Here is a 25651-nt window from a genome sequence, read left to right as displayed (position 1 = left end):
TTCCAGCTTTTAAGACAATAATTTAAACCGGAATGTAGAAAGCAGTGTGTAGCTTATCGGGGTTGGTAACCCTTTGGCATTCCAATATTGAAAAGTTTCGTTTTGCAAAAGTAACTGTTTATTTTAATAAACATAGATTTTAATTAGTTTTTCAATAAAAAGTACGCACCGGGTAAAATTCCTAACTCCGTGAATGTAGAGGATAAGTTTTTAATAATTTAAAATTACATTTTATGACGTTCGAAGGAGCAGTAATAAAAGAGCAAGGTGTATCATTTGCTATTGTTGTAGTAAAAGAATACGTATTGAATAGCCCTTCAGAGTGTAACAATGCAAGAAGCGGTTTTCAAACTATTTTTCCGAGAATGCCAATCATTTTGATGGCTCAAAACAGCCGTGGTGTTCCAAGGTATCAAGGAAGAACAGATATTGTAAACTTCTTAGCAAATGTGCATCCATCTAGAATACCTTGGAAAAGGTACAATTACAATTGATTAACTAATTAAAATTTAAAAAAATGTCAAAGTACATTATTCGTAAAACGTCCAACGGACAATATTGGTGGGTTTTAAAAGCTCCAAATGGAGAAACCCTATTAACAAGTGAAACTTATACTACAAAGCAAAACTGCCAAGGCGGTATTGCGAGCAGTAAAGTTAGTGTTGCTGATGCTAACTTTAGACGATTGACATCGGTAAGAAATGAACCTTATTTTACTCAGAACTCTAATAACTACCAAGTATTGGGAACGAGTGAAATGTATTCATCAACCTACAATCGAGACAATGGTATAGAAGCCGTAAAGCGATATGCTCCAAACGCAGTAATTGAAGATTTATCTTAAGTATCAACTTTTAAATTTAAAGGAAATGGCAACTAATCCTCCTAAAGGTGACGGGCATAGAAATGGTGCCGTAAGAGACAGAAGTCAAACATATAATCCAAAAACTGAAACTTGGGTAAAAAGAGATAGTGATACTGGACGTTTTATGGATGTCAAGAAAGACGGTACACCATTTAAAGGTGTTCGCAAAGAAAAATAAGATGTATCTTATTTTTTTTACAAAATAGGCTATTCTGTATTTCAGAATAGCCTATTTCTTTTTAAGTAAGTAGGATAAGTAACTTTTGCCAAAAAGATTTTTTTGTATTTCGCAGAAATATAAAAACTGATTTATTGGGCTGTATGAGGGCAAAATGGTAAACCGCAGGTTTCCATTTGCACCGAATAGTTTTGTTATGGTTTGTTTTTTATCGCAGATAAAAAATAAAAAATGTTTTTGCCCGAAAAAGGTTATCTTACTTATCCCCCTAAACTAATGTAATGAGGTGCATTCTGCACCGAATTAAAATCAAAAAGCGAAGCGTATTTGAATGAACAAAAATTATTCATTCTATACTATTATTATAGTAATGCAATTCAACGCAAAATAAGAAGATAAGTAGGATAACTACATTTCAGTAAAAGAATATTTTTTTATTCCGCAGGAATTAAAAAAAATGATTTATCGGGATTATCGGAAGTAAAATAATGAAGTGTAAAGGTTAGTTTGCTTTATATTGTATTGTTTTGGCTTGTTTTTTAGCGAAGCTAAAAAATGAAAATTCTTTTTGTTCAAAAAAGGTTATCTTACTTATCCACTCCATATAATGAAAAAAGGTGCATTTTGCACCTTTTAGAAATTCAGAACGGTAATCCTGTTTGCTCTGGTGGTTTGGGCGGTTCGGGTGGTGGTTCTTTTTCCCTGTTTTGATTGTCCACTTCTTCCCAAGTCAATTCTTTTACGGCATACACATAACCGCTTTTTTTGGATAACCTTAAATAACCGTGTTTCTTCAATGCTTTGCCTAACTTCATAACTGTACCGTCTGTGATGTTCAGCTTTGCCCGCTCTGCTAATTTGGTGGCTATCTGTGTGGTGTTCAGAAAATTGTTTGCTGTATCTCTGTCGGCTAATTCAAACCACGTTAAAAGCAATTCTTCTTCGGGGCTTCGGATTTGGTATTGTTCGTTGTTCAGGTTGATTTCTTTTATTTCTTCCTGATTGAACCAATAACGGAAACCGTCTTTATAGAGTTGCCTTGCCTGTGCATACGCTTGGTTGATGTCAATGTTATGTGTGTACTCGATGTGTTCCACTTCAAAACATAGGAAACGCCTCGAACCTGTTGTATCATTTAGGAATTGGGCAGTGTTTACACTACCTGCAAACGATGCCCTGCGTGGTAGGGTTTCGTTGTTGTGTCCGTATGCTTTACGCATACGGATATGCGTTTTTGTTATCAGCTCTTTTAACGTACCGATTTCGGTACGGTTTAAGTTTTCGAGTTCGTCCAAATTGATAAGCATACATTCCGCTAAATGTATCAAGGTGTCTTTATTGTTTGGGTTTATTGTACCTGAAAACATATAATCCTTTAAAGGCTTTGGTATCAGCTTTTCTATCCACGTTGTTTTTCCTACGCCTTGTTTGCCACTAAATACAATTACGGTCTGATTTATTGCTTTATCATTGGTTACACAAGCCACCATTGCGACAAACCATTTTTTAAAACATACCTGCCATAAATCCTGCTTTGTCGTTGTAATAGTATTGGCAAGCTCTGTGATGTAGTCGGTTTCATCTTCATTGTTCGACAGGTTATCAAAATAATTTTTGAATGGGTCGAACTGTTCGCAATAATCGGAACGTAACAAATTGCGTAATGTGTTGATGTTACATTTTACTTTTGCTTTGAGTATTTCTCTCAATACGGAATTTTCTACAAAATCCGTTACAGGTTTCCAAAGCGTAGCTTTGGTAGCCTTGTACTCCAACTTTCCCGAAACTACGTTATAGCGAAAGCTATAACGGTAATTCAAAAAGGTTTCCAATCGGTCTATGAAACTCGGTTTTTCTTCTTCCTCGTCTGTATCATCTTCAGATGATTTTATGCTTTTGGATTGCTCGGAAATTTCGCCATTTGGCGAAATGGATAAGGTGCTTTTGTTATGTTCGTAGGTGTTGTTATAGGCACTGTTTACCGTTGTTGCTACTTCCTTTGCATCATAATTATAATCAGAAAGAATATAGCCCATTGCCATAGGCAATGGCACTCCTTTACGATTAAGGTTGCAAGCCAATAAATGCACAAAGTTGTTTCTATTGCCATTTACATAGCTTTCTTTCTTCTCGGTAAATCTTACGCAATGTTCATACGTTGCCAAATAATCATTACTAAATTTTTCGGTAGAAAAACCATTGCTTGCAATGGTTGGCGGTTCGGGTTCTGCTCCCTGCTCTTGGTTAAAGTATGGGCTTAAATCTTCGGTTGAAATTACAGGATATACGGTTGCATTTTCATTCAAATACAAATCGGTGTCGTAAGACACAAAGCAAAGGCGTGTAACGTCTTTGCCCGATTTGTCAATGGGTAACGATAAAAATTCTTCATAGAATTTTTGAAGTGCTATAAACGCTTCTTTGTGGTTTTCCTGTGATGAATTTACACGAACAAAGATTTTTAAACCGTTTCCCGATGGACTGATAAAAGCCGAATAAGTATAGGGCGTTTCCTGTGCCAATGCTTTAGCATTGGTTAATTGTTCTTTTGTGAGCTTGTCTATGTCTAATACTACGATTTGGGTATATTGTGTAACAAACTCTAATTTTCTGCCACCTTTAAAGGAAGCCGAAGGCGTGAAAGCGGGCAAAGATTTCTTTGCCCTTTCGTATGCGTCCATTTTGCTTTCTGCCAATGACTTTCTTAAATAAGTTATCACATTGATATACTTACCTGTTTTGATGTCGTTCAATACCTCAATGATTTTTTGGTTCTCTACCACTTCATTGAAGTTTTTAAAAATACTTGCTACCATAGTCAAACGTTTTTTATTGTTCTGAAACTCTTACCTGCATTACTTTTTAGCAAATGCTTTGTTGTAATGTTCCTGTAACAGCTTTTCAACGTCTGACAGCTTGTAATAAATTTTGTTGCCAACTTGTGAGAATGAAATACGCCCCTCGTCCCGCCACGTTTGGGCAGTACGTTTGGAAATTTTCATCAGCATTAAAAACTCCTGATTGTCTAAAAACGTGTCCTTTTTAGGTTCGTTCTTTGCATTAAGGCGTTGGGTAATTTCGTCCAACCTTGCTACCAACTCTGTGTATTGGTCTTTTGATAAAATAATTGCTTCCATTTGTATAAATATTTATGATTGTGGAAGCAAAGGACAGCAACATAAAAAAGTCATAATGTCCGTACTTGGTCTTTCGGGACAAGATTTATTTACAACATTTTATCAATGTCTATTCTTTTGTGGGGTTTGGGGCGTTTATCGGTCTTTGACGGTGTAAGCATTGTTTTTACTGTTTCGGGACTTAATTCCCTGCCGTCTTTATCTATAAATGAATTTACAATAACAGCAACGAAATCATTTATATTGCCGTCAATAATGGGTTTGCCGCCTGTAAACAATTCTCTATGTAATTGATAAAATATATCTACCAATTGATTGATATTGCAGTTTATTTTGAGCTTGTTAAATGGAATGCCGTTTGTATTCTTCTGCATCTGCTGTTTAGAAAACTCATCGGTTAAACGGATTAAATGTTGTATCTGGTCTATCTCTTTTTGGCATTGGTCTGAATAATCAGGTAGTTTGGGATTTATAAAATCTATGCTTGCCTGTTCGTAATCGAACTTTTCATTGGTTAAGAACATTATCTTGTCTGTATAATCACCCATTGCATTTACTTTACTTTTTACTTCTCTGAATGAGAAATACCGCTCCTCACATTCTGCATTGATGTATTGCATTGGCGGTTTTACTTTCGTGTGCCTGTTTCTTAAAATGTCTAATTCTTTACGCTTACTTTCTATAATGGTATAGCATTTTATCATTCGTCCGCGCTTGGTCGTACTGACAAATATTTCTTCGTTCTCTGAAATCAGCTTTTCAAATTTGTTTAGCCATTTAATTGGGTTGGTTGTAAAATCGCAATGGTGTGAAAAGAAATCGGGCAGTTTGGAATAGGGAAGAAAGAAAATTTTATTCATTAGTTGCTGACAATAGGCTAAATTATCGGAAATTTCTTCCTGAAAAATGTCGAGCAGTGTATTTTCGGACTGTTCTTTTGGAACTGCCGTATGTTCGGGAAATTGAACTGTATTTTTTATTTGATGTTTAATTGGCATAATGTAGATAATTTAAGATTGGGTCGTCTTCCGCAATCATTGACATAATAATATTTCCGTATTATTTTTTCATTTTCAACACGGTCCATTTACTGAATGTCCAGCATCTACTATGTGGAACTGATATTATTATTGCTTTGCAGGCTGTTTAATGAAAAAGTAAAAGTACTCCCTGCTCCTAAATCACTTTTTACAGAAATTTCACCGCCCTGTGCCTGAATAAACTCTTTGCTGATGCTTAGACCTAATCCTGTACCTTCCTTCTTTGTACCGGGTATGCGGAAATATCGGTCAAATATTTTGTCAATATATTGTGGGGAAATACCTTGACCTGTATCCGTGACCGAGAAGCGCACCTTATTATCTGTCGCATTAACATCAATGCTAATAATTGAATTATCATAGGAATAACGAATTGCATTGGAAAGCAAATTAGTTAATACCCAAGCGGTTTTTTCATTATCAGCAAGCACTTGTGGCAAATTATCGGCTATTTTTATTTCAAACCTGATTTGCTTTTGTTCGGCTGCTGCCTTTGTAGCATTTACAGCATATTCTACAATTTCTTTGGCTTCAGACGGAACAACACTTATTTGAATAGTGCCGCTCTCCACCTGTGTCATATTCAATAATTCTCCTGTAATTTTCAATAATCGCCCTGTATCATCATTGATGCTATGTAAAAGACTTTCTTGCTCCGCATTTAATTCACCCACTTTTTTATTTCCTAATAATTGCAAGCTCATCTGTATAGATGATATAGGAGTTTTTAGTTCGTGTGAAACAGTGGCGATAAAGTTTGTTTTTGCAAAATCCAATTCTTTATATGGAGTGATGTTTTGTAGGAGAATTACGTTGCCTATATGTTTTTCTTCTTTCTCTCCCGTGGGTGTTATCAGGATAGGAATAATTTCTTTCTCGAAATAACTTTCTTTGTTATCTGCATAGATTTTAATAGGAAAAGATTTTATCTTTTTTTCGTGTGTCTCTTTCTCCGGTAAATCTTTTATAAGAGTTTTTATAAGGTCGTTTTCTTCTGCGATGTGTTGAATGGGTGCGCCAATCACTTTTTCTTTTTGTAAGCCCGCTATTTTTAATGCGATGTCATTCATAAATAAAATAGTGTGTTTTTCATCCAAACCGATAACCGGTTCGCTCATATTGTTAATAAGGGTTTCGATACGTTTTTTTGCCATCATCAGCCTTTCAATGCTACTATTACTGTATTCTTCTAATTTTTTCGCCATTGTGTTGAATGATTTGGCTAACTCCCCGTATTCATTGTGTTCTTCAAAATGCACTCTTCTGGAGTAGTTTTTTGCAGCTATCTCTTTTATACTTTCCGTTAATTCTCGGATAGGATTAGCAATATTTGAGGGCAGATTTATCAGAAGTGTGAACGCTATTAGGAAACAGAATGTCCCTGTTATGGCAATCCACAAAATTGCACTATCAGCCGTTTCTTCTGCTACCTCATTTTTTCGCTGTATTGCCTGCATATTCAGCAGCATTACATCGGTAATGTCCTTCTGTATCGTTCGTAGCAAAGAACTATCATCAGGAGAATTAACTATGAGTGCAAAATCCTGTTTAATCTTGTCCGTAATTTCCTGTTCTCCAACTTCTGTGATAGTCCTCGTTTGTTTTTCCAGGCTTTGCCTGAATTTCTTTTGTTGTTCAGGATTATGAATATCACTGTTCAGTGCATTGAGCATCTGGCGACAATAATCTACAGTATTGTAATTATCTGCCAGTATATTCTTAGCATCATTAGATAGCTTATTTATGTGGGTTGCACTTAATACAGTAAGAAATGCTATCATTGCAAACAGGAGTCCGACACCTAATGTTAGCTTCGTTTTTATTTTCATCGCTTCAATTCTTTTAACTTAATATCACAAGGTCAATATTATTTTCTGACAACTTTTTCAGAAGACCATTAAAAACATTACCTGCCAAAATAATATGCAACAGGCTTAGATGTGGTTTCCCTATGCAAATGGTTGTTATCTTCCGTTGTTCACATTGTTCTATTATGGCTCTGGAAACATTATCATTTTCAATTTTAATGATTTCCGCACCCAATTCTGTTGCTAATTTAAAGTTATTTATAAGATGTCTTTGTTTGTCAAGGGCTATTTTATCAGGGCTTTCACGGAGTGTTTGTACATAAAGTACAGACCATTTGCTGTTGTAATAATTGGCAAGCCTCGCTGTTTTTCGTATTACGTTTTTAGCTGTTTTTTCGTTTGAGCTGATACAGGCTAAAAACTTTTCCCGTTTAGCTGTACTGGTCAAGGTAACTTCGCTTTCAACTTTACGTTCTACCTGAGAGGCCACTTCTTTTAGTGCTAACTCTCTTAGCTGAAGTATATGTTCACTTTTGAAAAAATTATTGAGTGCCGTTTCTATCTTTGCGGGTTCATATATCTTCCCCTCCTTAAGACGTGTAATTAATTCATCTGCTGTTAAGTCAATATTTACTACTTCGTCTGCTTCGGCTATCACACTATCGGGAATACGTTCTTTTACCTCAATTCCTGTGATGGCTCTCACTTCTTCATTAAGACTTTCTATATGTTGTATATTTACGGCACTGATGACGTTTATACCTGCATCTAAAATGTCTAATACATCCTGCCAGCGTTTTTCATTTTTGCTGCCTTCGATATTGCTATGTGCCAGTTCATCTACTATTACTACTTCGGGGCGTAAATTGATAACTGCCTGAACATCTAATTCTTCTAATTCCTTGCCCTTATAAAACAGCTTTCTGCGTGGGATAACAGGTAGCCCCTCTAACAAATCGTGTGTTTCTTTTCTATTGTGCGTTTCAATGTAGCCCACCTTTATGTCGATACCATTTCGCAAGAGCGAATGTGCTTCCTGTAGCATACGAAAGGTTTTGCCTACACCGGCACTCATACCGATGTAGACTTTAAATTTCCCTCTCCTTGACTTTTTTATCAGGTCAAGAAATTGTTGTACTGTTTGGTCTTTTTCTGTCATTAAAAAGCAATGGCTAATGATGTTGTGATGAAAAAATTGTTATTGCCCAGCTTTTCATTTCCTATAAAAATCTTGTCCTTGCTGGTAAGTCCTCGTCCTTCTATACGCCATCGTATATTTTTACGTATCAGGTAATCGTAATTTATGGAATATCCCCAGGTTTTAAATCCGTTTGGTGTACCTATACCAATTATTGCACCGTTTTCGTCGTTATAATACTCTGCTCTTATTGCCAAATTATGTTTTTCGGCGGGGCTATATTTTACAATCACAACCGGTGCGTACCATGTATTATAATGGTTGCTTCCTTTGTTTTTCTGCTCTGCTCCAATATCAAACCCTGCTGTTAAAGCAAATTTTTCTGTGATTTGAAAGATGCCGTAAAGGTTGTGAAAATACCGCATTTGCCTTGTGCTATCGACTTTATCATTTCCAATAAAGGAGCTGCTGTTGAGGGTGATTTTTGAATTGGGTTTGTAGGTTAGCTGATGACCGAATGCAGGGGTGTTATTACCATCTATACGTTGAATGCGCTGCCATCCGTTTAGTAACAATCCGCTTACAAACCATTTGCCGTTATCGGTTGTATATGAAATTTTTGCGCCTGTCTCAAAATAGGGCGAATTTTCTGCATATATCCCTCTGGTCAATGTCCAGTTGTCTATACCTACGGCACTTTCAAAACCAATATGAGATGAAAAAACGCCTGCGTCAATCCATAAATCCTTATTCTTTGAAATTTTTATACCTGCGTTCGCCTCGTATATATTTTTCAATACGCTCGGTTCTGCTGCGTAGTTTGCATTCATATAGGTACCTGTAGCCAAAGCGAGATTTGCCCTCACATTATCCGTATTATAGGATGCCTTTACAAAGCCTAAATTCAGGTTAAACTCATTGTGTCTATTGTGTGAATACATAAATGCAGGTCGATTATGATTGTCAGGATTGCCAAAATCATAAGCATAGTATGTTTCTAAATAACCACTAAAAGTAAAGGGTGACTTGGTGGTATCTGTTTGTGCAAAGCTATTTATGCTTAACAAAATCAGCGATGCAGTTATTAGGTTCTTCATCTTATTTATTTTAAATTATCTAATGCTATATTTAATTCGAGTACATTTATTTTTTCAGGTCCGAAGAGGCCGAACAAAGGTTTTTCTGTTTTCGCAAGGATGAGTTGCAGAAGATTTCCTTCGGCAATTCCACGAATTTTAGCAATACGTTTTACCTGTACTTTTGCCGCCTGTACGGAAATATTCGGGTCAAGACCGCTACCACTTGCCGTTACCAAATCCACGGGGATTTCAGACTTGGCAATACCGGGATTGTGCACTAAAAATGTATCTATCCTTGCCTGAACCTGTTGGAGATATTCCTTATTGGAAGCTGCTTTGTTGCTGCCTCCGGAACCTGCGGCATTATAATCCACTGCAGAAGGACGTGACCAGAAATATTTATCTTCCGTAAAAGACTGCCCAACATTGGCATAGTATGTTTTACCATTGTGTGTGATAATTTTTCCCTTTCCCTTATTTGGAGCGAACTGTGCCATACCCCAAACGATAAGCGGATAGGCTATACAGAGTAATAGGATGCTTAAAACTGTTAGCTTGATAGCCGGTAAAATATGTTTTTTCATTTTGATTAATGTTTTAAATAAATACTGAAACCAACAGGTCGATAAGTTTTATGCCTACAAACGGAACAATAATGCCGCCCAAACCGTAGATGAATAAATTTCTGCGAAGCAGGGCACTGGCGCCGATAGGTTTGTAGGCTACTCCTTTTAATGCTAATGGTATTAACATCGGGATGACGATGGCATTGAATATAATTGCCGATAGAATGGCACTTTCGGGTGAGTGCAAATTCATAATGTTTAATCCCTGTAAAGCAGGAATGGAAGCAATAAACAGTGCCGGAACAATGGCAAAATACTTCGCTACGTCATTGGCAATACTGAATGTGGTTAATGTTCCCCTTGTCATTAACAATTGTTTGCCTATTTCAACAACCTCAATCAGTTTGGTCGGGTCGTTATCTAAATCCACCATATTACCTGCTTCTTTGGCTGCTTGTGTACCGCTGTTCATCGCTACGCCTACATCTGCCTGTGCTAAGGCGGGCGCATCGTTGGTACCATCGCCCATCATCGCTACCAGTCTGCCCTGTGATTGCTCGTTGCGGATATAGTTCATTTTATCTTCGGGTTTTGCTTCGGCAATAAAGTCATCTACACCTGCTTTTTCAGCAATGTATTTTGCCGTTAGCGGATTATCGCCTGTAACCATTACGGTTTTAATCCCCATTTTGCGTAAGCGTTCAAAGCGTTCCTGTATGCCTGGCTTGATGATGTCCTGCAATTCAATTACGCCCAATACTTTTTCATTTTCGGCAACAACGAGTGGTGTTCCGCCATTGCTTGAAATGGATTTTACCTGTTCTTCTGTTTCGGATGGAAAGTGGTTTCCTGCTTTTTCAACCAGATTTTTGATAGCATCTGATGCTCCTTTTCTGATTTTTATAGTATCGTAATCAATTCCGGAACTTCTTGTTTCTGCCGTAAATTTTATGAAACGTGGATTTTGTATCTGATAACTTAGTGGATTAACACCTGCCAATTCTATGATAGATTTACCTTCGGGGGTTTCATCTGCCATAGAACTTAACACGACCGATTTCAGAAAATGCTTTTCATCCACACCGTTTACGGGGTAGAATTTTGTTGCTTTTCTGTTACCAATGGTAATGGTTCCGGTTTTGTCGAGTAGTAATACATCTACGTCTCCTGCGGTTTCAACCGCTTTACCACTTTTAGTGATTACATTAGCCCGCAAAGCCCTGTCCATTCCCGCAATACCGATAGCTGATAGTAATCCGCCAATGGTGGTAGGAATTAAGCAAACAAAAAGTGATATAAATGCAGCTATGGTAATGGGGGTTTGCGCATAATCTGCAAAGGGCTTCAATGTAACGACTACGATAATAAAAACAAGTGTAAAGCCTGAGAGCAGTATAGTCAACGCAATTTCGTTAGGTGTTTTTTGACGGCTTGCACCTTCTACTAAAGCAATCATTTTATCTAAAAAACTTTCGCCAGCTTCGGTGGTTACGCAAACTTTAATTTTATCTGACAGTACTTTTGTACCGCCGGTAACACTACTTTTATCGCCTCCTGCTTCCCGGATTACGGGTGCACTTTCGCCTGTGATGGCACTTTCATCTATGGTTGCCAAGCCTTCAATAATTTCGCCGTCGGAGGGGATGATATCGCCTGCTTCACAGATAAATACGTCGCCTTTTTTAAGTTGTGAGGAAGAAATAGTTTCTCCATTTTCTAACCGGGCAGGTGTTTCTTCTCTTGTTTTACGTAAACTGTCGGCTTGTGCTTTTCCCCGAGCCTCGGCAATGGCTTCGGCAAAATTGGCAAACAATAGCGTTGCGAATAGTATAACTGTAACGATTAGGTTATAGGCAAAACTACCCTGGCTCTGCTCGCCAAATGCTATCCATACACATACAGCTGCCATCACGAGTGTACCTATCCACACCATAAACATTACCGGATTTCGGAACATTTTTGCAGGGTGCAATTTGATGAATGATTGCTTCAAGGCTTCATTCATTAATGCAGGTTCAAATAATTTATTTTTGTTATTATTCATTTCTGTTGAATTGATAAAGATTAATAAAGTGAAAAGTATTCTGCAATCGGACCTAACGCTAATGCAGGGAAGAATGCCAATGCTGCAATGATGGCAATAACCGCAAACACCATTAAGCCAAATGTAGATGTGTCGGTTTTGAGTGTACCTGCACTTTCAGGAATGAATTTCTTTTCCGCCAGTAAACCTGCTATGGCAACGGGACCGATTATCGGAAGAAATCTGCCTAATAGTAATACAATCCCTGTTGATATGTTCCAGAATACGGTATTATCTCCCAAGCCTTCAAAACCACTCCCGTTGTTGGCTGCCGATGAAGTATATTCGTAGAGCATTTCACTAAAACCGTGGAAGCCAGGATTGGCTAATGTTGCCGATGTATATTGTGGTAATGCGGCTGCCAAAGCAGTTCCGACCAAAATAAGGAAAGGGTGTGCCAAAGCGATTATCATTGCTATTTTCATTTCTCTGGCTTCAATTTTCTTACCCATAAATTCGGGTGTCCTACCCACCATCAATCCGCTGATGAATACCGCCAAAATGATAAAGATTAGAAAATTGAGTATGCCTGCTCCCGCACCTCCATAAAAGGCATTAATCATCATTGCCAACAATTCGTTCATACCGGACAATGGCATTGAACTATCGTGCATCGAATTGATACTGCCTGTAGAAATAACGGTAGTTACTATGCTCCAGAAGCCGGACGCTGCTGCGCCCAAGCGGATTTCTTTCCCCTCCATTGCACCCAACGAGTTGTCAATTCCCATCTGTGTTATGGCAGGGTTTCCGTTCATTTCCATATTGATATTTGGAATTGCCAGCAAAAGAAATCCTACGGTCATTACCCCATACATCATCCAGGCAAACTTTCTCCTACGGATGAAAAAACCGAAAGCAAATACCATTGCCATAGGAATGATAAACTGACCAAACATTTCAACCATATTGGTCAGGTATGAAGGGTTTTCTAATGGGTGAGCACCGTTAGCACCGAAAAAGCCACCTCCATTTGTACCAACGTGTTTGATAGGCACGAAAGCTGCAACCGGACCACGGCTCACCTGTACGGTATCGCCTTGTAGGTTGGTAATGGTATCTTTCCCATCAAATGTCATTGGCATACCTTCAAAAACAAAAATGGCAGCTAATACCAATGATATGGGCAATAGAATACGGGTACAGGATTTTAAAAAATAATTGTAAAAGTTGCCTAATTGAGTAGTTGATTTCTCCCGGAATGCTTTGAACACCACAACCGCTGCTGCCATACCTACACCCGCAGTTACAAACTGGAGAAACATTAACCATATTTGTCCTAAATAACTGATACCTGTTTCGCCTGAATAGTGTTGCAGGTTACAGTTTACTAAAAATGAAATGGTGGTGTTAAACGCCAAATCTGCGGACTGGCTTGGATTACCATCGGGATTGAGCGGTAAACTTCCCATATTCATCAGTATTCCCATACTCATCAGAAACCAGAGCAGGTTAATGGTCAGCAAGGCTACCAAATGCTGTTTCCAGTTCATTTCATTATCAGGATTTATGCCTGATACTTTATAGAACAATCGCTCTATGGGATTAAATACAGGGTCAAGAAAAGTTCTTTCACCTGCATATACTTTCGCGATGTATTTACCAAGGGGTATTGCCAGCAACAGCGTTACCCCGAACATTGCTATAATTCCTAAAATTTCTGTGTTCATATCTTTTAATTAAATATTAGTTTAATAAGCCATCCGAAAAGCATCACAAATCCGAAAACAACAAGAAATACAATGATAACTCTGCATATTTCTCGGACATCACTTCTAAAGCTTTTCATATTGTTTTTCATTAGAAAAGGATGTTTAATTTTATATATAGGAGGTATATAAAAGATATGAGCACAAGTATCCAGAAGATGATTGTAAACACTTCTTTTATTTTTTTCCTCATTTCCCGGTTTTTTTAATGGATGCTGTTTTTAAAATTTTTCTGGTTTAATCAGCACGTAGCACATATAGAAAAATACTGCAATGGCGATGATGAATAATGCTATCATATTTTTATTGTTTGAATGATGTTGTTTTGTTTTATATATACCATCTGAAAAGATTTTGGAATTTCAGTATATAGTTGCTGCCACTGGTTTGTAGAACAACGTTTTCGTATGCCTTCAAATGAGCGTACAAATAGATTTTCAATAATATACCTGATGTAGTCATTTCCTCTCTGATATATCCACCCAATGTATTTTATGTGTTTTGTAATTTTTGTAAATTCTCCCTTTTCGAGTAAGCATTTAATCAGATTTACAACTGCCTGAAGAATACCAGCGAAGTTTTTATGAGCATACAGTTCCCTAATTTCATTGCTGATTTCTTTATGATGTTCAGCTAAATAAACAGCCGCCCGGTCTTCATTGATTTTCTGTTTAGATTTCATATCTTTTCAAATAATCTGATTAGTAAAAAAAAGAATGCGAAAAGTGCTACACCTACGATTATTAATAGTATTACCATTGTTTGTATAGTTATTAAATTCCTGATGAATAGATTTGCCTGCAATACTCTTGTTTGAGCTGTCCGGGAAACAAGATGAGATATTCTTTACCCCAACTGTAATTCATTTCGAGCAGTTGGGTTAAGGGAAGAATAAATGTGTTGGAAATGATTGTGCGCGTATAGTTGCTCCCTTTCTGAAATAATTGTTCGGCTTTACCAAACAGGTTTACAACTTTTTTCTTTTGCCCCTTAAAGATGGCATCGAGGGCTTCAACCTCTAATTGTTGAATTTTTTGAAATTCGCTTTTTTGTTCGTGTTCCGTTGTCATAAGAATATTTTATTTATATTCTTCTTATGCCAATTTCTATTCCACCAGAACCAAAAATATTTTAATATATTGATTTTGAATTATTTAACATATAAAATCAATATAGGGAAAATAAAAAACCCTTTCGTTTTGAAAGGGTAAATACTATCGTTTTGAAAGGGTTATTTTATATGGTACTCGTCAATCTTCCGGTATAGAGTAGTTAAGGCAATATTGAGCAGTTTTGCTGTTTCTGTTTTATTGCCATTGGTATAGTTCAACACTTTTTGAATATGAACTTTTTCTACGCTTGCAAGTTCAAAGGCAGATAGTGTTTTTTCACGGTTATCTAAAGTGCCAAGACGTTGTAGTTCCAATGGCAGACTATCTTCTTCTAATTCTGTATTACCTGTAAGTATTACGCTACGCTCAATTACGTTTTTGAGTTCTCTGATATTGCCTTTCCACGTATGTTGTTTCAGTGCTTCGAGATAGTTTTTTGAAATGGTATTGATTTTTTTGTTCGTCTTATTTGTAAATGTGCGAAGAAAGAATATCGCCAGTTCTTCTATATCAATAACCCGTTCTCTGAGTGGGGGTAGTGAAATCTGAAAGACGGCAATTCGGTAAAACAAATCTTCACGGAAGTGTCCTTCCTCTACTTCTTGTTGTAAATTTCTATTAGTGGCAGCAATAATACGGACGTTTACCTTGGTTGGTTTACTATCACCTACTTTTAGAAATTCTCCTGTTTCTAAAACCCGTAAGAGCTTTGCCTGTAAATCTAAAGGCATTTCACCAATTTCATCTAAGAAAACCGTCCCGTGGTTTGCTTCCTCAAAAATTCCTTTACTATCCTTTACCGCACCTGTGAACGCACCTGCTTTATGCCCGAATAATTCATTTTCCAACAATTCTTTGCTAAACGCAGAACAATTTACGGCTACAAAATTCTGTTTGTTCCTATTACTCGCATTGTGAATGGCTTGTGCAAAAACCTCCTTACCCGTTCCGGTTTCTCCGGTAAGCAAAACGGTTGTTTCACTATCTGCCACTTTTTTGGCGGCATCAATGGAAGCACCAAGCGTTTTGGATTTTCCGATGATGTTATCAAAGGAATATTTATTGCCTAACAGCTTTTCTAACTGCATTACCCGTTTGGAGAGTGTTACTTTTTCGGTTGCTTTATAGAGCAGGGGAATGATTTTGTTATTGTCATCGCCTTTGGTAATGTAATCAAAAGCTCCGTTTTTCATTGCCTGAACGCCATCTGCAATATTGCCGTAGGCAGTGAGTAATATGATTTCTACTGAGGGATATTTCTCTTTGATATTTTTAGTGGCTTCAACACCGCTTCCGTCTGGTAGTTTTACATCGCATATCACGGCATCAACATCAGCTGTTTCCAGTTTTTTTAAACCGCTTTTGATGTCGCCTGCTTGTAGCACGTCAAACCCTTCCAACGTAATGATTTTGGAAAGCAGGGTTCTTATTTTTTCTTCGTCATCTATGATTAAAACTTTGCTCACGGTATGAAATTTATAGGGTAAATTTAGTAATTAAAATATTGGGTAATGCTTATGGTTTCTTCAATTTATATACTTATCCACGGCTTTATCTAATTCCTCGCTAATCACTTTGGCGTAAATCTGCGTAATGCCGATATCTGAATGGTCTAACAGCTTTGAAACATATTCAATGCGCATACCGTTGTTAAGAGCATTTGTAGCGAATGTATGACGGCTTAAATGGAATGATAACGAAAAAGGCAATTCCATATCCTTACCTATTCTTCTTAACTTCTGACCGCATAGAATGTTTTTTGCATTGATGATATGTGCCTGATAATCGGTATCGGTATCAAATCTTTCTACATCTTCCAATATCGGGAAAACAAAATCACTTGATTGTGATATAGCTGTTTTGTACTGGTTCAGAATATCTATTGCCGTCTGGCCGATTTTAAAACTGTGGGTTCTTCCTGTTTTGCGAATGGTTTTTGTAATGCGTTGCTCTTTTTCATTATAGTTTTCCCATTTCAAGCTCACTACATCACTAAAACGTAAGCCACCTGCATACACCGAAAAAATGAACATATCTCTAAAGACTTCGTCTTTTCCTGTGTATTCGATTTTAAAATTGCGTAACTTTTCTACTTGTTCTTTGCTCAAAAATAATCGTTTGCCTTTATCACGTTTTACACGAACTTTTGAAAACGGATAAATGTTTTCTTCAATTACATCTTCCCTTTGAGCATCACGAAACATTACGGATAAAATCAATAAAGAATAGTGTACCGTAGTTGCTCCATTTTTCAAATTGTTAGACATATAATTGATATAGTCTTTCAGCATCGTAACAGTAATATCATCGAAATAAATATCCCTGTGTCCAATGAATTTTTCAAACTTGGCTACATACTGTTTGTAATTTTTATAGGTGGCAACTGATACCGTTCCTTTGATACGCTCGCAACGATTGTAAGCATATTCAAAGAAGTTTGCCATATCCTTACCTTTTATTGCTTCTTTGAGTTTTCGGGCTGATACGGATTTTCTTTTGCGTTCGTGGTCTGCAACTGTTCCTTCGGCATCGGCAATTTTCTGGGCAAGAAAGGCGTTCATTCTCGCACTATTGGTGTGGTTCTTCTTTATCTTCTGTTTGTCATCGTCCCATTCGTTGTGCTTCAGCTTTACGCCTGTGGCAACAAATTTGGCTTTTCTATCTTTTATAAGTCTTATGTATAAAGGGCTATGACCTGTTTTGTCTTCTTGGTTTGTCCGAAGCACTAATTTTATCGAAGCCATAAGAAAAAGTATTATATTTGTTGTACTAAAAAAACAATCGAGTGCAAAACGATGAAACCCTTTATAAATCAGCTATTTCAAAGCGGTGCAACCTGATACAAAGGTACAACATTTGGTACAACAAACCTAACATTTCGTTGCGTTTTTTTGCATTATTTCGCTCTTTATAATTTTATAACTTATTGATAATTATGTATTTAAATGCAAAAAGCTACATACGATTTAATACTTTTAATAACATAGTATTGGCAAAATGCGGGAGAAAGTTTCCGTTGAAATTTTCGTAATATTTTGTCGCAAAAAACTTTTTTATTTCGCCCAATTTTGTAATTTAGCAAAAAGAAAAAAGTTTTTGCTTATTGCAGTTTAAGTTGTTCATTTTCAGCTTCTTTTCCCGCACTTCGCCAATACTTTTTCCGTTATCTGCCATTTTAAACCAACAGTATGTTAAATAGAGATTTTTTTTAGAATTTTAATAAAAATAATTGGACTATATTTCTTTATTGAAGTAATTTTTAGCGTAATTCCTTCTCAAATTTCTTTTTTAGGATTTGATTCTGAATTCAGTGGAAAAATTGGGACTTTAATTTATATTTTCATTACTGTCCTGCTTTCCATCGCAATCCTTTACTTTCTGATTAGATTTCCAGATAAAATAATAAACTTGTTTAGACTTGACAAAGGCTTTGAGAATGACAAAATCGGGATAAACAACTTTGACGCAAAAAATATTCTCACAATCGGACTTTTTATAATAGGCGGATTTTTAATTATAGAAAATATAACAACTTTAATTTCATTATTGTATCAAGAATTTAAAATGAGTAACAATCCAATGTTTCCTAGGAATCCAAATAATTATTTAAATTTATCCGTTTCTTTATTGAATTTAATTCTTGGAATTACTCTAATTACTTTCAGAAAAAATATTTCTGAATACTTTGAAAAATAGAAAAAAACGGCAGATAACATAGTATTTGCAAAAGGCGGGGTTGAATATATAATAGAACTATTAGTTGCATTTAGTCGCAACTTGCTTTTCATATTGTATTTTTTTGTAATTTAACAATCTGAAAAAGCAATTTGCTTCGTTCGGTCGAAATTGAACTTTTTGTTCTATTTAGCCCGCCCTTCGCAAATACTTTTTCCGTTATCTGCTATTCCCCTACTCGAAAACGGAGTTGTTTTTAGCCGCTAACGAAGAAATTTTCACTATTTTTGGATATCAAATGGTTAAACAATGAGAACATGTAACTATTTGATTATCAGTATTTAAATTTAATGTTAGTCAGAATTATAGCCAAACTGTCTAACAAAATGAAAAAACAATAATTTAGATGAGAAATAAAGAGGTTTCACAACTCACGAGCCAAGAATTATTAGAAGAAGTAAAAAAATTAAAATCGTTTTCAATTACAAACGCACTTTTTATTGGAGTTTTATTTGGAATAGTTTTTTTTAGCATTTACAGAGGTTCTTTCGGATTTGTAATGCTTATTCCTTTATTTTTTATTTACAAAATGGTAAAAGACCCAAAAAATAAAAAATTTAAAGAAGTTGAAGAACTACTAAAAGAAAGAAATTTAAAATTTTAATGGAGAAAACTAATAACTGTCTAAATTGTGGACGCATAATTTCCGAAAATTTTTGTTCAAATTGTGGACAAAAAGCAAGTGTTCACAGATATTCGTTCAAACACTTTATAGAACACGATTTAATTCATGGATTTTGGCATGTTGATAGAGGAATTCTTTTCACTATTAAGGAGTTATTTACAAGACCAGGACATAGTATCAGAGAATTTATCCAAGGTAAAAGAGTAGGATATTTTAGTTTTGTAACATTATTGTTAATTACACTAGGTATTACCCATTTTTTAGGAGAATATACTCAAATAAAACTTGCTGACTTGATGCCTGAAAGTGGAAAAAATGCAATGAATGCACTTGAAGTATTTACAAAGGAATATCCAAAAACCACTTTGCTTTTAACAATTCCATTCTATGCGATTTGCAGTTTTCTTTGGTTTAGAAAATCAAAACTTAATTTAACCGAACACTTTGTCTTAAATTCGTATAAAACTGTTGCGGAATCTTTAATCACATTATTATTTGTCATACTTACAATATTCTATGCAAACATTAAAGTCCTAATGATAATATATAGTTTGATTAGTCTTTTGACAATAATTTATGCATTTTGGTATTATAGGCAATTCTTTTCAGATTACGGATACTCAAAAAAAACTTTAGTTATTAGAAGTTTAGGAGTTGTAATTTCATATATGTTTTTGTCTATGCTTGTCGGAATAATATTTCAAATTATAAGAGATGGAAAATAAAAACTAGAAAAATAACAGCAGATAACATGGGTTTTGCAAGATGCGGGGTTGAAGGAAATCTCAGAAAATTTGTAGAAAATACCCGCAAAAAACCATTTCATTTTTTTTGTAAATTTGAAAAAATGAAAATGGTATTTGCTAGAGATTGGTTCTCCTCTCCACTTTCATTTGCAGTAGCCCGCACCTCGCAAAGCCCTTTCCCGTTAGCGGTAATTTTTACAGACAATACCACTCACCATAACGACAACATACAAATGACAGACCCGAAAGACAAATGAATATTATAAAAAAGAATTTCGCTATTTGGACAATCGTTGCTATGAATTTAGTCTTGACATCCTGTGCAGGACTCAAAAATTCACAACAAGCATTACAATTCGATAAGAGTTACTGCAATAAGCAGACTGTTTCTCCATATACCAAAGACGATGTACCTAAACCTTTTCACGAACTTAAACTTGATACAGTTCTGACAAACAGGTTTTCCGACCAATCGCTTAATATCGCCAATGCCATTGGTTTAATTGATGTGTTAACAAAATATACACATTTACAAATTGACTATAGCTCAAACCCCACGTTAGAAAAGAAGGTTGACTTACTTGAGTATTCGCAACATATCAATCAAAAATTAAATATTGCTTCTCTTGAAATATCAGCCTTAGCAAGTGAACTTGACTGTGAAGAAGAACGTGCAAACCAATTTGCATATTACTTAAAAGAAAGAGAAGGAAAAACCGAAAAAGGATTGATTATAGGTTCAATAATTGTAGGTGCTGCTGGTGCGGTCGTAACAGAAGTAATATCAAACAATAGTTCTAATGAAAAGATTACAACTGGTCTAACAATTGGTATTAGTCTTACGGAAGCAACATTAGGTGCTTTGATGTTAATCAATAAAAGAAAAATAGAATTCTATCATAATGACAATGCACTAACAGATATTTGGAAAAATTCAGACGTTTCTAACTATTTTCCGTCCTCTATTTGGTATTATCTAACTTATGAAAACCCTAATAATAACGAGAAATCATTAGCTAAATTGTTAGTAGATAAGTGGATGCTCTTTGGGCAAATTTCAAGTGAGAAAGAAAATTCAAATAATAAGAAGATCGAGGTATATTTTGGCAAAGGAGGACAGTATCGGGCTGATGATTTACAAAATAGAGCCGATATGTTAGACCAAACGGAAGCATATGTTACTTTGATGAAACAAGATTTAAAGATTTTAGCATACGAAATCGAAAAACTATATTTAAATAAACCATCTTTCAATGCTAAATAATGCTTAGAAAATTTGAAATAAGAAATGGAGTAGTCGAAAAGCTCATTTATTCAATGCTTATTGTGCTAAAAGGACTTGGACAAATAATGCTCCAGGAAAATGCCGTTACAGGATTACTTTTTCTCATTGGCATTTTCTATGGTTCATTTATAATGGGTGCTGCTGCGCTTTTAGCAGTAGTGTGTGGAACTACTACTGCCTTACTGCTGAAATATGAAAAATCAGTAATTGATAAAGGACTTTACGGTTTTAGTGCGGCATTGGTTGGTGTTGCAGCCATACTATTTCTAAAACAAGTTTTGATAAGTTGGATAATTATTATTATCGGCTCTGCGTTAGCAACTGTGTTGCAGCACCTTTTTATAAAACGAAAAATACCTGCTTTTACACTGCCTTTTGTTTTGGTAACTTGGATTATCCTTTTATTTGCTAATAATTATTTCGCAGGTATAATTTCAGAACTACCAGTGGCAACTGCCTCTACTGATAACAATTTTACTTTTGTTTTCAAGGGCTATGGACAAGTAATTTTTCAAGGTAGTTTAGTTTCTGGGATGCTCTTTTTTATCGCAGTATTTATTAGTTCACCAATTTCTGCATTATATGGACTTGCCGGAGCAATGCTATCCGCTGTTATTGCCTTCAACCTCTCTGCACCTGCTAGCGACATAAGCCTTGGACTATTTAGTTATAATGCTGTATTGTGCGCTATTATGTTTGCAGGCAACCAAATTAAAGACGGATTTTGGGTTTTAATTGCCGTATTACTTTCGCTTGCCATTAGCTTCTTAATGCTGAAGTTTAACATTATCCAACTTACGTTTCCTTTTGTTTTGGCATCTTGCATTACTCTCTTATTTAGGAAATATCTTGGTAAATCAATACAAAAAGAAACAATTAACCCAAATACTCAACATTGACAATTAAAACTACCGCTAACATCGGTTTGGCAAAAGTGGGGCTTTTGTGCTAAATTTGAACATTGGGAATTCTAATCAACTTTTGTACTAACATAAACATTTGTACTTCTAATTCCCCACCTTCGCCAAGCCGAGAACCGTTATACGACATAATACCAAAACTACGTTGAATAAAATTTTAGTAATATTTTTAATATTATTTTTAGGTTGTAAAAAGGAAAATCCTAAAGAAATTTTTACTGTTCCTAACAATGTGAATAATTTTATTGTAATTTATCGACAGAAAAAAAATATTGATTATAATAAACAAAACATAGAATATAAAATCCCTAAAAATGGAATTCTATTTGTTGATTTTCAAAGAAAAAAAGGTATACTAAATCAAATTGTAAAATTTGAAGATGGAACTAAATTGTCAGATTATGCAATGGATAAATTCCGAAATAATATTGAAAAATCTGAAATTTATATTCTTGACAGAATAGATGGAAAAATTGCTTTTCAAAATAATAATCAATCCAATATTGACTCTATCTATTTATCAACAGAAAATAAAAACTCAACAAAATGGATTGGATTTATTTTAGGAAAGCCGAATTCAAATGAGAACGAATTAAGAAGGAAAATTTTTAAAAAAGTTGACAGCATATTTACAAAGAAATAAAATTACGTCGTATAACATAGTATTTGCAAAAGGCGGGGTTAAATCTTTAATAGAACTATCAGTTGCATTTAGTCGCAACTTGCTTTTCATATTGTATTTTTTTGTAATTTAACAATCTGAAAAAGCAATTTGCTTCGTTCGGTCGAAATTGAACTTTCAGTTAAATTTAGCCCGCCCTTCGCAAATACTTTTTCCGTTATCTGCAAGCGTATCAAAAATCGTGTACAAAAGACAGACACTAAAAATTAATATTTTGAAATCTTAAAAAATAAAAAATGGGAATATTTGACATCTTTAAATCTTCAAAAAACGAAAATGCAAATCCGATTTTTAATAGTATTGGAAAGTTTTCATTAGTTGAATTTGACGGAACAAAAAATTTCAAAGGAAATATTAATTCAAATATTGGTCAAAATATTGAATTGCTTTTTCCTATAAATGGAACTGAAATATCAACTTATCAAACCGAATATTTTAAGAAAATTGAAAATAATTGGAACTCTATCATAAATCAACTGAAAAATCTTAATTCACAAATTGAATTTGAAAATTATAAGGTTGTAAATATTATAATTCCTGATAAAGAAAATGAATTTTACGACATGGACGCTGAAATTGTATTTGAAAAAAATGGCAATATAATATCTGCAATCTTGACTGCCTTAAATGTTGATGAAATAATAGAAAACTGAAAAACGCCTGCAGATAACATGGGTTTTGCAAGATGCGGGGTTGAAGGAAATCTCAGAGAAATATTCTAGAAAATACCCGCAAAAAACTTTTCCATTTTTTAGTTTTTTCGTAATTTTAAAAAATGGAAAAAGTTTTTGCTAGAGTTTCGTTCTCCTCTCCACTTTCAGTTGCAGTAGCCCGCACCTCGCAAAGCCCCTTACCGTTATGTGATATGGCATCAGAAATCACGCTTCGAAATAAATTCCACGATTTTGAGTGATTAAATAGAAACTGAATCCAGACCGAAATGTGCGTGAAAACAAGGTCTGAATTCAATTTCTGCTTGACTGACTGAATAAATTACTGACTTGACTTAAAAAACTGATTTCTGACACCACATCACTAACGGAATCTCTGCGTGAAATAAAATTTAACGCCTTAAATTTACGCTGTTGAATAAAAAATTCTGCGTGAAAATAACTTTCTGAAATTAAAAAACGCTGACAAAAATTCGCTCGAAAAACCTTTGCGAAAAAATTTTTGAATTTTAACGTTCTGAATATTATTCGTGTCTGACTTCACAAACTTGACGCTGAATTTTAAAATGTTGCTGACTAAAAATACCGTTGAAACTGAATCTAACTGACCAATTACTGCGAAATTGCCACATCACATAACATCGGTTTATAACAAGTCTGTTTGGGATGTATTATAAACACTAGATTTTCTTACTATCCTACACCAAAAGGTATAACATAGGTGCAACAAATTAGAAAACATCGATAAATAGGTAGATTCCTGCCTTATTTTGTTTTGCCTGGAAATTTAAGGTCTGATATTCCGGCAATAATGAACAATAATATGAATGGCTTGCTTTAGCAAAGCCATTTTTTATTAAGAGTTCGTTCAGGCATTCGCCGGAAGGCAGAATGACATAAGCCAAATCGCGAAGCCAAAAATCCGTCCTGTTTTCCAGTTCTGTTATCAGAGTTATTCTTGTTCCGGGTGGACACACCTGCAGAACATAATCCAAACTAAGCAATCCATATTGCAATAGCAGCGAAGCAGGAATGCCGCTTTTCACTTCATCCTCGCGCATCTTTCTTGAAAAATGTACTTCCGGTGCATCCAAACCATAAAGCCGAATTTCGCACCTTTCCTGTGTGAATTCCTGTTTCACTTTCAAACTGTCCCCGTCCAAAACTTCTTCCACAATCCAAAAGGTCTGGATATGGCTGTGGGGAATCGTAAAATATTTTCTATTTTCTTCTGTGGGATTTCTGCCTTCGCTTACTTCCCGATTTGCTGTTGTTGCGTTGTATTTCATTGATTTACAGTATTTTAACTATTGTTTTTTCAAAGTTAATAAATGAAATTTGTATCTGTCTAGACAACAGTGTTTTTCTCTCTTTTCTAATTTCAAAAGCTTATAACAATGGCAAGACAAAAAGGCCTTATGAAATACGTCGGAACAATCGGTGACGTTAGGCATTTTAAAATCAAAGGTCAGGAAGGATTTTTCGCCGGTATGGTCGGCGGTCCAACTGCGCAGCAGGTGCACTCTGCACCGGAGTTCGAAAGAACACGCGAAAATATGAACGAATTTGGCGGTTGCGCCAAGGTAGGTAAATCGTTAAGAACGGCTCTCTCCGCTCTTATGGGAAAATTTACGGATCCACAAGTAACCGGTCGTTTAACTTCTATCATGAAGAAAATCAATCTGGAGGACGGAACCGAAGCGAGAGGTTACAGAAAAGTGGAAATCTCCACACAAAGACAGTACCTTGAAGGTTTCGAGTTTGACAAGAATGTTTCCATCAACGGCGTTTTCAACGCTCCTTATGATGTAACGCACACTCCGGAAAGAACATCTGCTGATTTGGTGGTGGCTCCGTTCACTCCGTCTGCTTTAGTTTCTGCTCCTTCAGGATCCACTCATTTCCGTTTGCTTAACGCAATCGCGGTATTGTCTGACTTTTCATTTAATCCCACAACCGGAACTTATGACGCGGATGATGCTGTAAACAACGAGGCGAATGTGGTGTCTTATTCCGACTATATTCCGCTGAATGCAGATTATCCCGGCGCAACCATTACGGCAGAATTAGGCGGTGCTCCGGTGCTTGACAATAAGGTTTCCGTGGTTCAGTGCATAGGTATTGAATTCTATCAGGAAGTCAACGGCAAGTACTATCCGTTTTCAAGCGGAAACTGTCTCCGCATTGAGGAGGTATTTTAGGATAAAATCTTCTAAGGCCTTCCCAATTCGGGAAGGCTTTTTTTGTAAAGTTTCAATTTCATTTTAAAAAT

The 25651-nt window shown here is 35.7% G+C and carries 27 protein-coding genes; 12 read left to right on the top strand and 15 right to left on the bottom strand.

From position 1 onward, the window contains the following. Positions 1–233: 233 nt before the first annotated feature. The 3 genes from MTP09_RS05900 to MTP09_RS05890 are packed head-to-tail and all read left to right on the top strand — an operon-like array spanning position 234 to position 1043. Positions 234–494 carry a hypothetical protein gene (locus tag MTP09_RS05900; RefSeq protein WP_224135642.1) on the top strand — a complete coding sequence of 87 codons (261 nt, stop codon included), beginning with the start codon at positions 234–236 and terminating at the stop codon, positions 492–494. Between the two features lie 23 nt (positions 495–517). Then, positions 518–844 carry a YegP family protein gene (locus MTP09_RS05895; RefSeq protein ID WP_224135643.1) on the top strand — a complete coding sequence of 109 codons (327 nt, stop codon included), beginning with the start codon at positions 518–520 and terminating at the stop codon, positions 842–844. Beyond that, on the top strand, positions 828–1043 hold the full coding sequence (locus MTP09_RS05890) for a hypothetical protein (RefSeq protein ID WP_224135644.1): 216 nt from the start codon (positions 828–830) through the stop codon (positions 1041–1043). The genes MTP09_RS05895 and MTP09_RS05890 overlap by 17 nt, the downstream gene beginning before the upstream one ends. Positions 1044–1684: 641 nt before the next feature. On the opposite strand, the gene MTP09_RS05885 is transcribed toward MTP09_RS05890, so the two are convergent. The 14 genes from MTP09_RS05885 to MTP09_RS05820 all read right to left on the bottom strand — a co-directional run bounded on the left by MTP09_RS05885 (position 1685) and on the right by MTP09_RS05820 (position 17459). After that, the gene (locus MTP09_RS05885) at positions 1685–3859 is read right to left on the bottom strand and encodes a VapE domain-containing protein (RefSeq protein ID WP_243551138.1); all 2175 of its coding nucleotides are present in this window, start codon (positions 3857–3859) and stop codon (positions 1685–1687) included. Positions 3860–3898: 39 nt separating this feature from the next. Further along, the gene (locus MTP09_RS05880) at positions 3899–4180 is read right to left on the bottom strand and encodes a helix-turn-helix domain-containing protein (protein ID WP_163490656.1); all 282 of its coding nucleotides are present in this window, start codon (positions 4178–4180) and stop codon (positions 3899–3901) included. An 89-nt stretch (positions 4181–4269) separates the two neighbouring features. Continuing rightward, entirely contained in the window at positions 4270–5178 is a 909-nt protein-coding gene (locus MTP09_RS05875) for a hypothetical protein (RefSeq protein ID WP_243551136.1), read from the bottom strand. A 110-nt stretch (positions 5179–5288) separates the two neighbouring features. Further along, positions 5289–7049: a sensor histidine kinase gene (locus MTP09_RS05870; protein ID WP_243551134.1), complete on the bottom strand. Its 1761-nt coding sequence runs from the start codon at positions 7047–7049 to the stop codon at positions 5289–5291. 13 nt (positions 7050–7062) lie between these two features. Continuing rightward, complete coding sequence (locus MTP09_RS05865) at positions 7063–8187, bottom strand: sensor protein KdpD (RefSeq protein WP_224135648.1); 1125 nt, start codon at positions 8185–8187, stop codon at positions 7063–7065. Further along, entirely contained in the window at positions 8187–9263 is a 1077-nt protein-coding gene (locus tag MTP09_RS05860) for a porin (RefSeq protein WP_224135649.1), read from the bottom strand. The genes MTP09_RS05865 and MTP09_RS05860 overlap by 1 nt, the downstream gene beginning before the upstream one ends. A 5-nt stretch (positions 9264–9268) precedes the next feature. Next, the gene (locus tag MTP09_RS05855) at positions 9269–9829 is read right to left on the bottom strand and encodes a K(+)-transporting ATPase subunit C (RefSeq protein WP_224135650.1); all 561 of its coding nucleotides are present in this window, start codon (positions 9827–9829) and stop codon (positions 9269–9271) included. A gap of 13 nt (positions 9830–9842) precedes the next feature. Then, positions 9843–11855: a potassium-transporting ATPase subunit KdpB gene (gene kdpB, locus MTP09_RS05850; RefSeq protein WP_243551132.1), complete on the bottom strand. Its 2013-nt coding sequence runs from the start codon at positions 11853–11855 to the stop codon at positions 9843–9845. A gap of 20 nt (positions 11856–11875) precedes the next feature. Beyond that, entirely contained in the window at positions 11876–13564 is a 1689-nt protein-coding gene (gene kdpA, locus MTP09_RS05845) for a potassium-transporting ATPase subunit KdpA (RefSeq protein ID WP_243551130.1), read from the bottom strand. A gap of 260 nt (positions 13565–13824) precedes the next feature. Further along, a complete protein-coding gene (locus tag MTP09_RS05840) occupies positions 13825–13902 on the bottom strand; it encodes a potassium-transporting ATPase subunit F (RefSeq protein ID WP_083811774.1) in 78 nt (25 codons plus the stop codon). Then, positions 13899–14285, bottom strand: coding sequence for a DUF7674 family protein (locus MTP09_RS05835; protein WP_243551128.1), 387 nt, complete (start codon positions 14283–14285; stop codon positions 13899–13901). Before MTP09_RS05835 ends, MTP09_RS05840 begins: the two co-directional genes overlap by 4 nt. A 91-nt stretch (positions 14286–14376) precedes the next feature. Continuing rightward, positions 14377–14673 (bottom strand): DUF7674 family protein, encoded by a 297-nt coding sequence (locus MTP09_RS05830; RefSeq protein WP_243551126.1) that lies wholly within the window; start codon positions 14671–14673, stop codon positions 14377–14379. Between the two features lie 161 nt (positions 14674–14834). Further along, positions 14835–16181: a sigma-54-dependent transcriptional regulator gene (locus MTP09_RS05825; RefSeq protein WP_243551124.1), complete on the bottom strand. Its 1347-nt coding sequence runs from the start codon at positions 16179–16181 to the stop codon at positions 14835–14837. 60 nt (positions 16182–16241) lie between these two features. Further along, on the bottom strand, positions 16242–17459 hold the full coding sequence (locus MTP09_RS05820) for a site-specific integrase (protein WP_224135652.1): 1218 nt from the start codon (positions 17457–17459) through the stop codon (positions 16242–16244). A gap of 664 nt (positions 17460–18123) precedes the next feature. Between MTP09_RS05820 and MTP09_RS05815 the strand changes: the two genes are divergently transcribed. From MTP09_RS05815 to MTP09_RS05780, 8 genes are all read left to right on the top strand, one after another. Next, on the top strand, positions 18124–18411 hold the full coding sequence (locus tag MTP09_RS05815; protein ID WP_243551122.1) for a hypothetical protein: 288 nt from the start codon (positions 18124–18126) through the stop codon (positions 18409–18411). Between the two features lie 385 nt (positions 18412–18796). After that, positions 18797–19054 (top strand): FUSC family protein, encoded by a 258-nt coding sequence (locus MTP09_RS05810; RefSeq protein ID WP_243551120.1) that lies wholly within the window; start codon positions 18797–18799, stop codon positions 19052–19054. Further along, positions 19054–19800, top strand: a complete 747-nt coding sequence (locus tag MTP09_RS05805; protein ID WP_243551118.1) for a DUF3667 domain-containing protein — start codon at positions 19054–19056, stop codon at positions 19798–19800. The genes MTP09_RS05810 and MTP09_RS05805 overlap by 1 nt, the downstream gene beginning before the upstream one ends. Positions 19801–19826: 26 nt before the next feature. Beyond that, the gene (locus tag MTP09_RS05800) at positions 19827–20078 is read left to right on the top strand and encodes a hypothetical protein (RefSeq protein ID WP_243551116.1); all 252 of its coding nucleotides are present in this window, start codon (positions 19827–19829) and stop codon (positions 20076–20078) included. Continuing rightward, positions 20075–21085, top strand: a complete 1011-nt coding sequence (locus MTP09_RS05795) for a hypothetical protein (RefSeq protein WP_243551114.1) — start codon at positions 20075–20077, stop codon at positions 21083–21085. The genes MTP09_RS05800 and MTP09_RS05795 overlap by 4 nt, the downstream gene beginning before the upstream one ends. After that, the gene (locus MTP09_RS05790) at positions 21085–22005 is read left to right on the top strand and encodes an urea transporter (protein WP_243551112.1); all 921 of its coding nucleotides are present in this window, start codon (positions 21085–21087) and stop codon (positions 22003–22005) included. Before MTP09_RS05795 ends, MTP09_RS05790 begins: the two co-directional genes overlap by 1 nt. A gap of 166 nt (positions 22006–22171) precedes the next feature. After that, on the top strand, positions 22172–22669 hold the full coding sequence (locus tag MTP09_RS05785) for a hypothetical protein (RefSeq protein WP_243551110.1): 498 nt from the start codon (positions 22172–22174) through the stop codon (positions 22667–22669). Positions 22670–22944: 275 nt separating this feature from the next. Next, entirely contained in the window at positions 22945–23361 is a 417-nt protein-coding gene (locus MTP09_RS05780; protein WP_243551108.1) for a hypothetical protein, read from the top strand. Positions 23362–24110: 749 nt separating this feature from the next. Here the strand turns inward: MTP09_RS05780 and MTP09_RS05775 are convergent. Further along, entirely contained in the window at positions 24111–24668 is a 558-nt protein-coding gene (locus tag MTP09_RS05775) for a thermonuclease family protein (protein WP_243551105.1), read from the bottom strand. Between the two features lie 108 nt (positions 24669–24776). On the opposite strand from MTP09_RS05775, the gene MTP09_RS05770 reads away from it, so the two are divergent. Next, positions 24777–25580: a hypothetical protein gene (locus tag MTP09_RS05770; protein ID WP_243551103.1), complete on the top strand. Its 804-nt coding sequence runs from the start codon at positions 24777–24779 to the stop codon at positions 25578–25580. Positions 25581–25651: the final 71 nt, after the last annotated feature.

This window comes from Chryseobacterium suipulveris, from assembly GCF_022811685.1.
Lineage (GTDB): Bacteria > Bacteroidota > Bacteroidia > Flavobacteriales > Weeksellaceae > Kaistella > Kaistella suipulveris.
The sequence above is the reverse complement of the archived record's forward strand: the minus strand, read 5'-3'. Positions and strand labels throughout refer to the sequence as shown.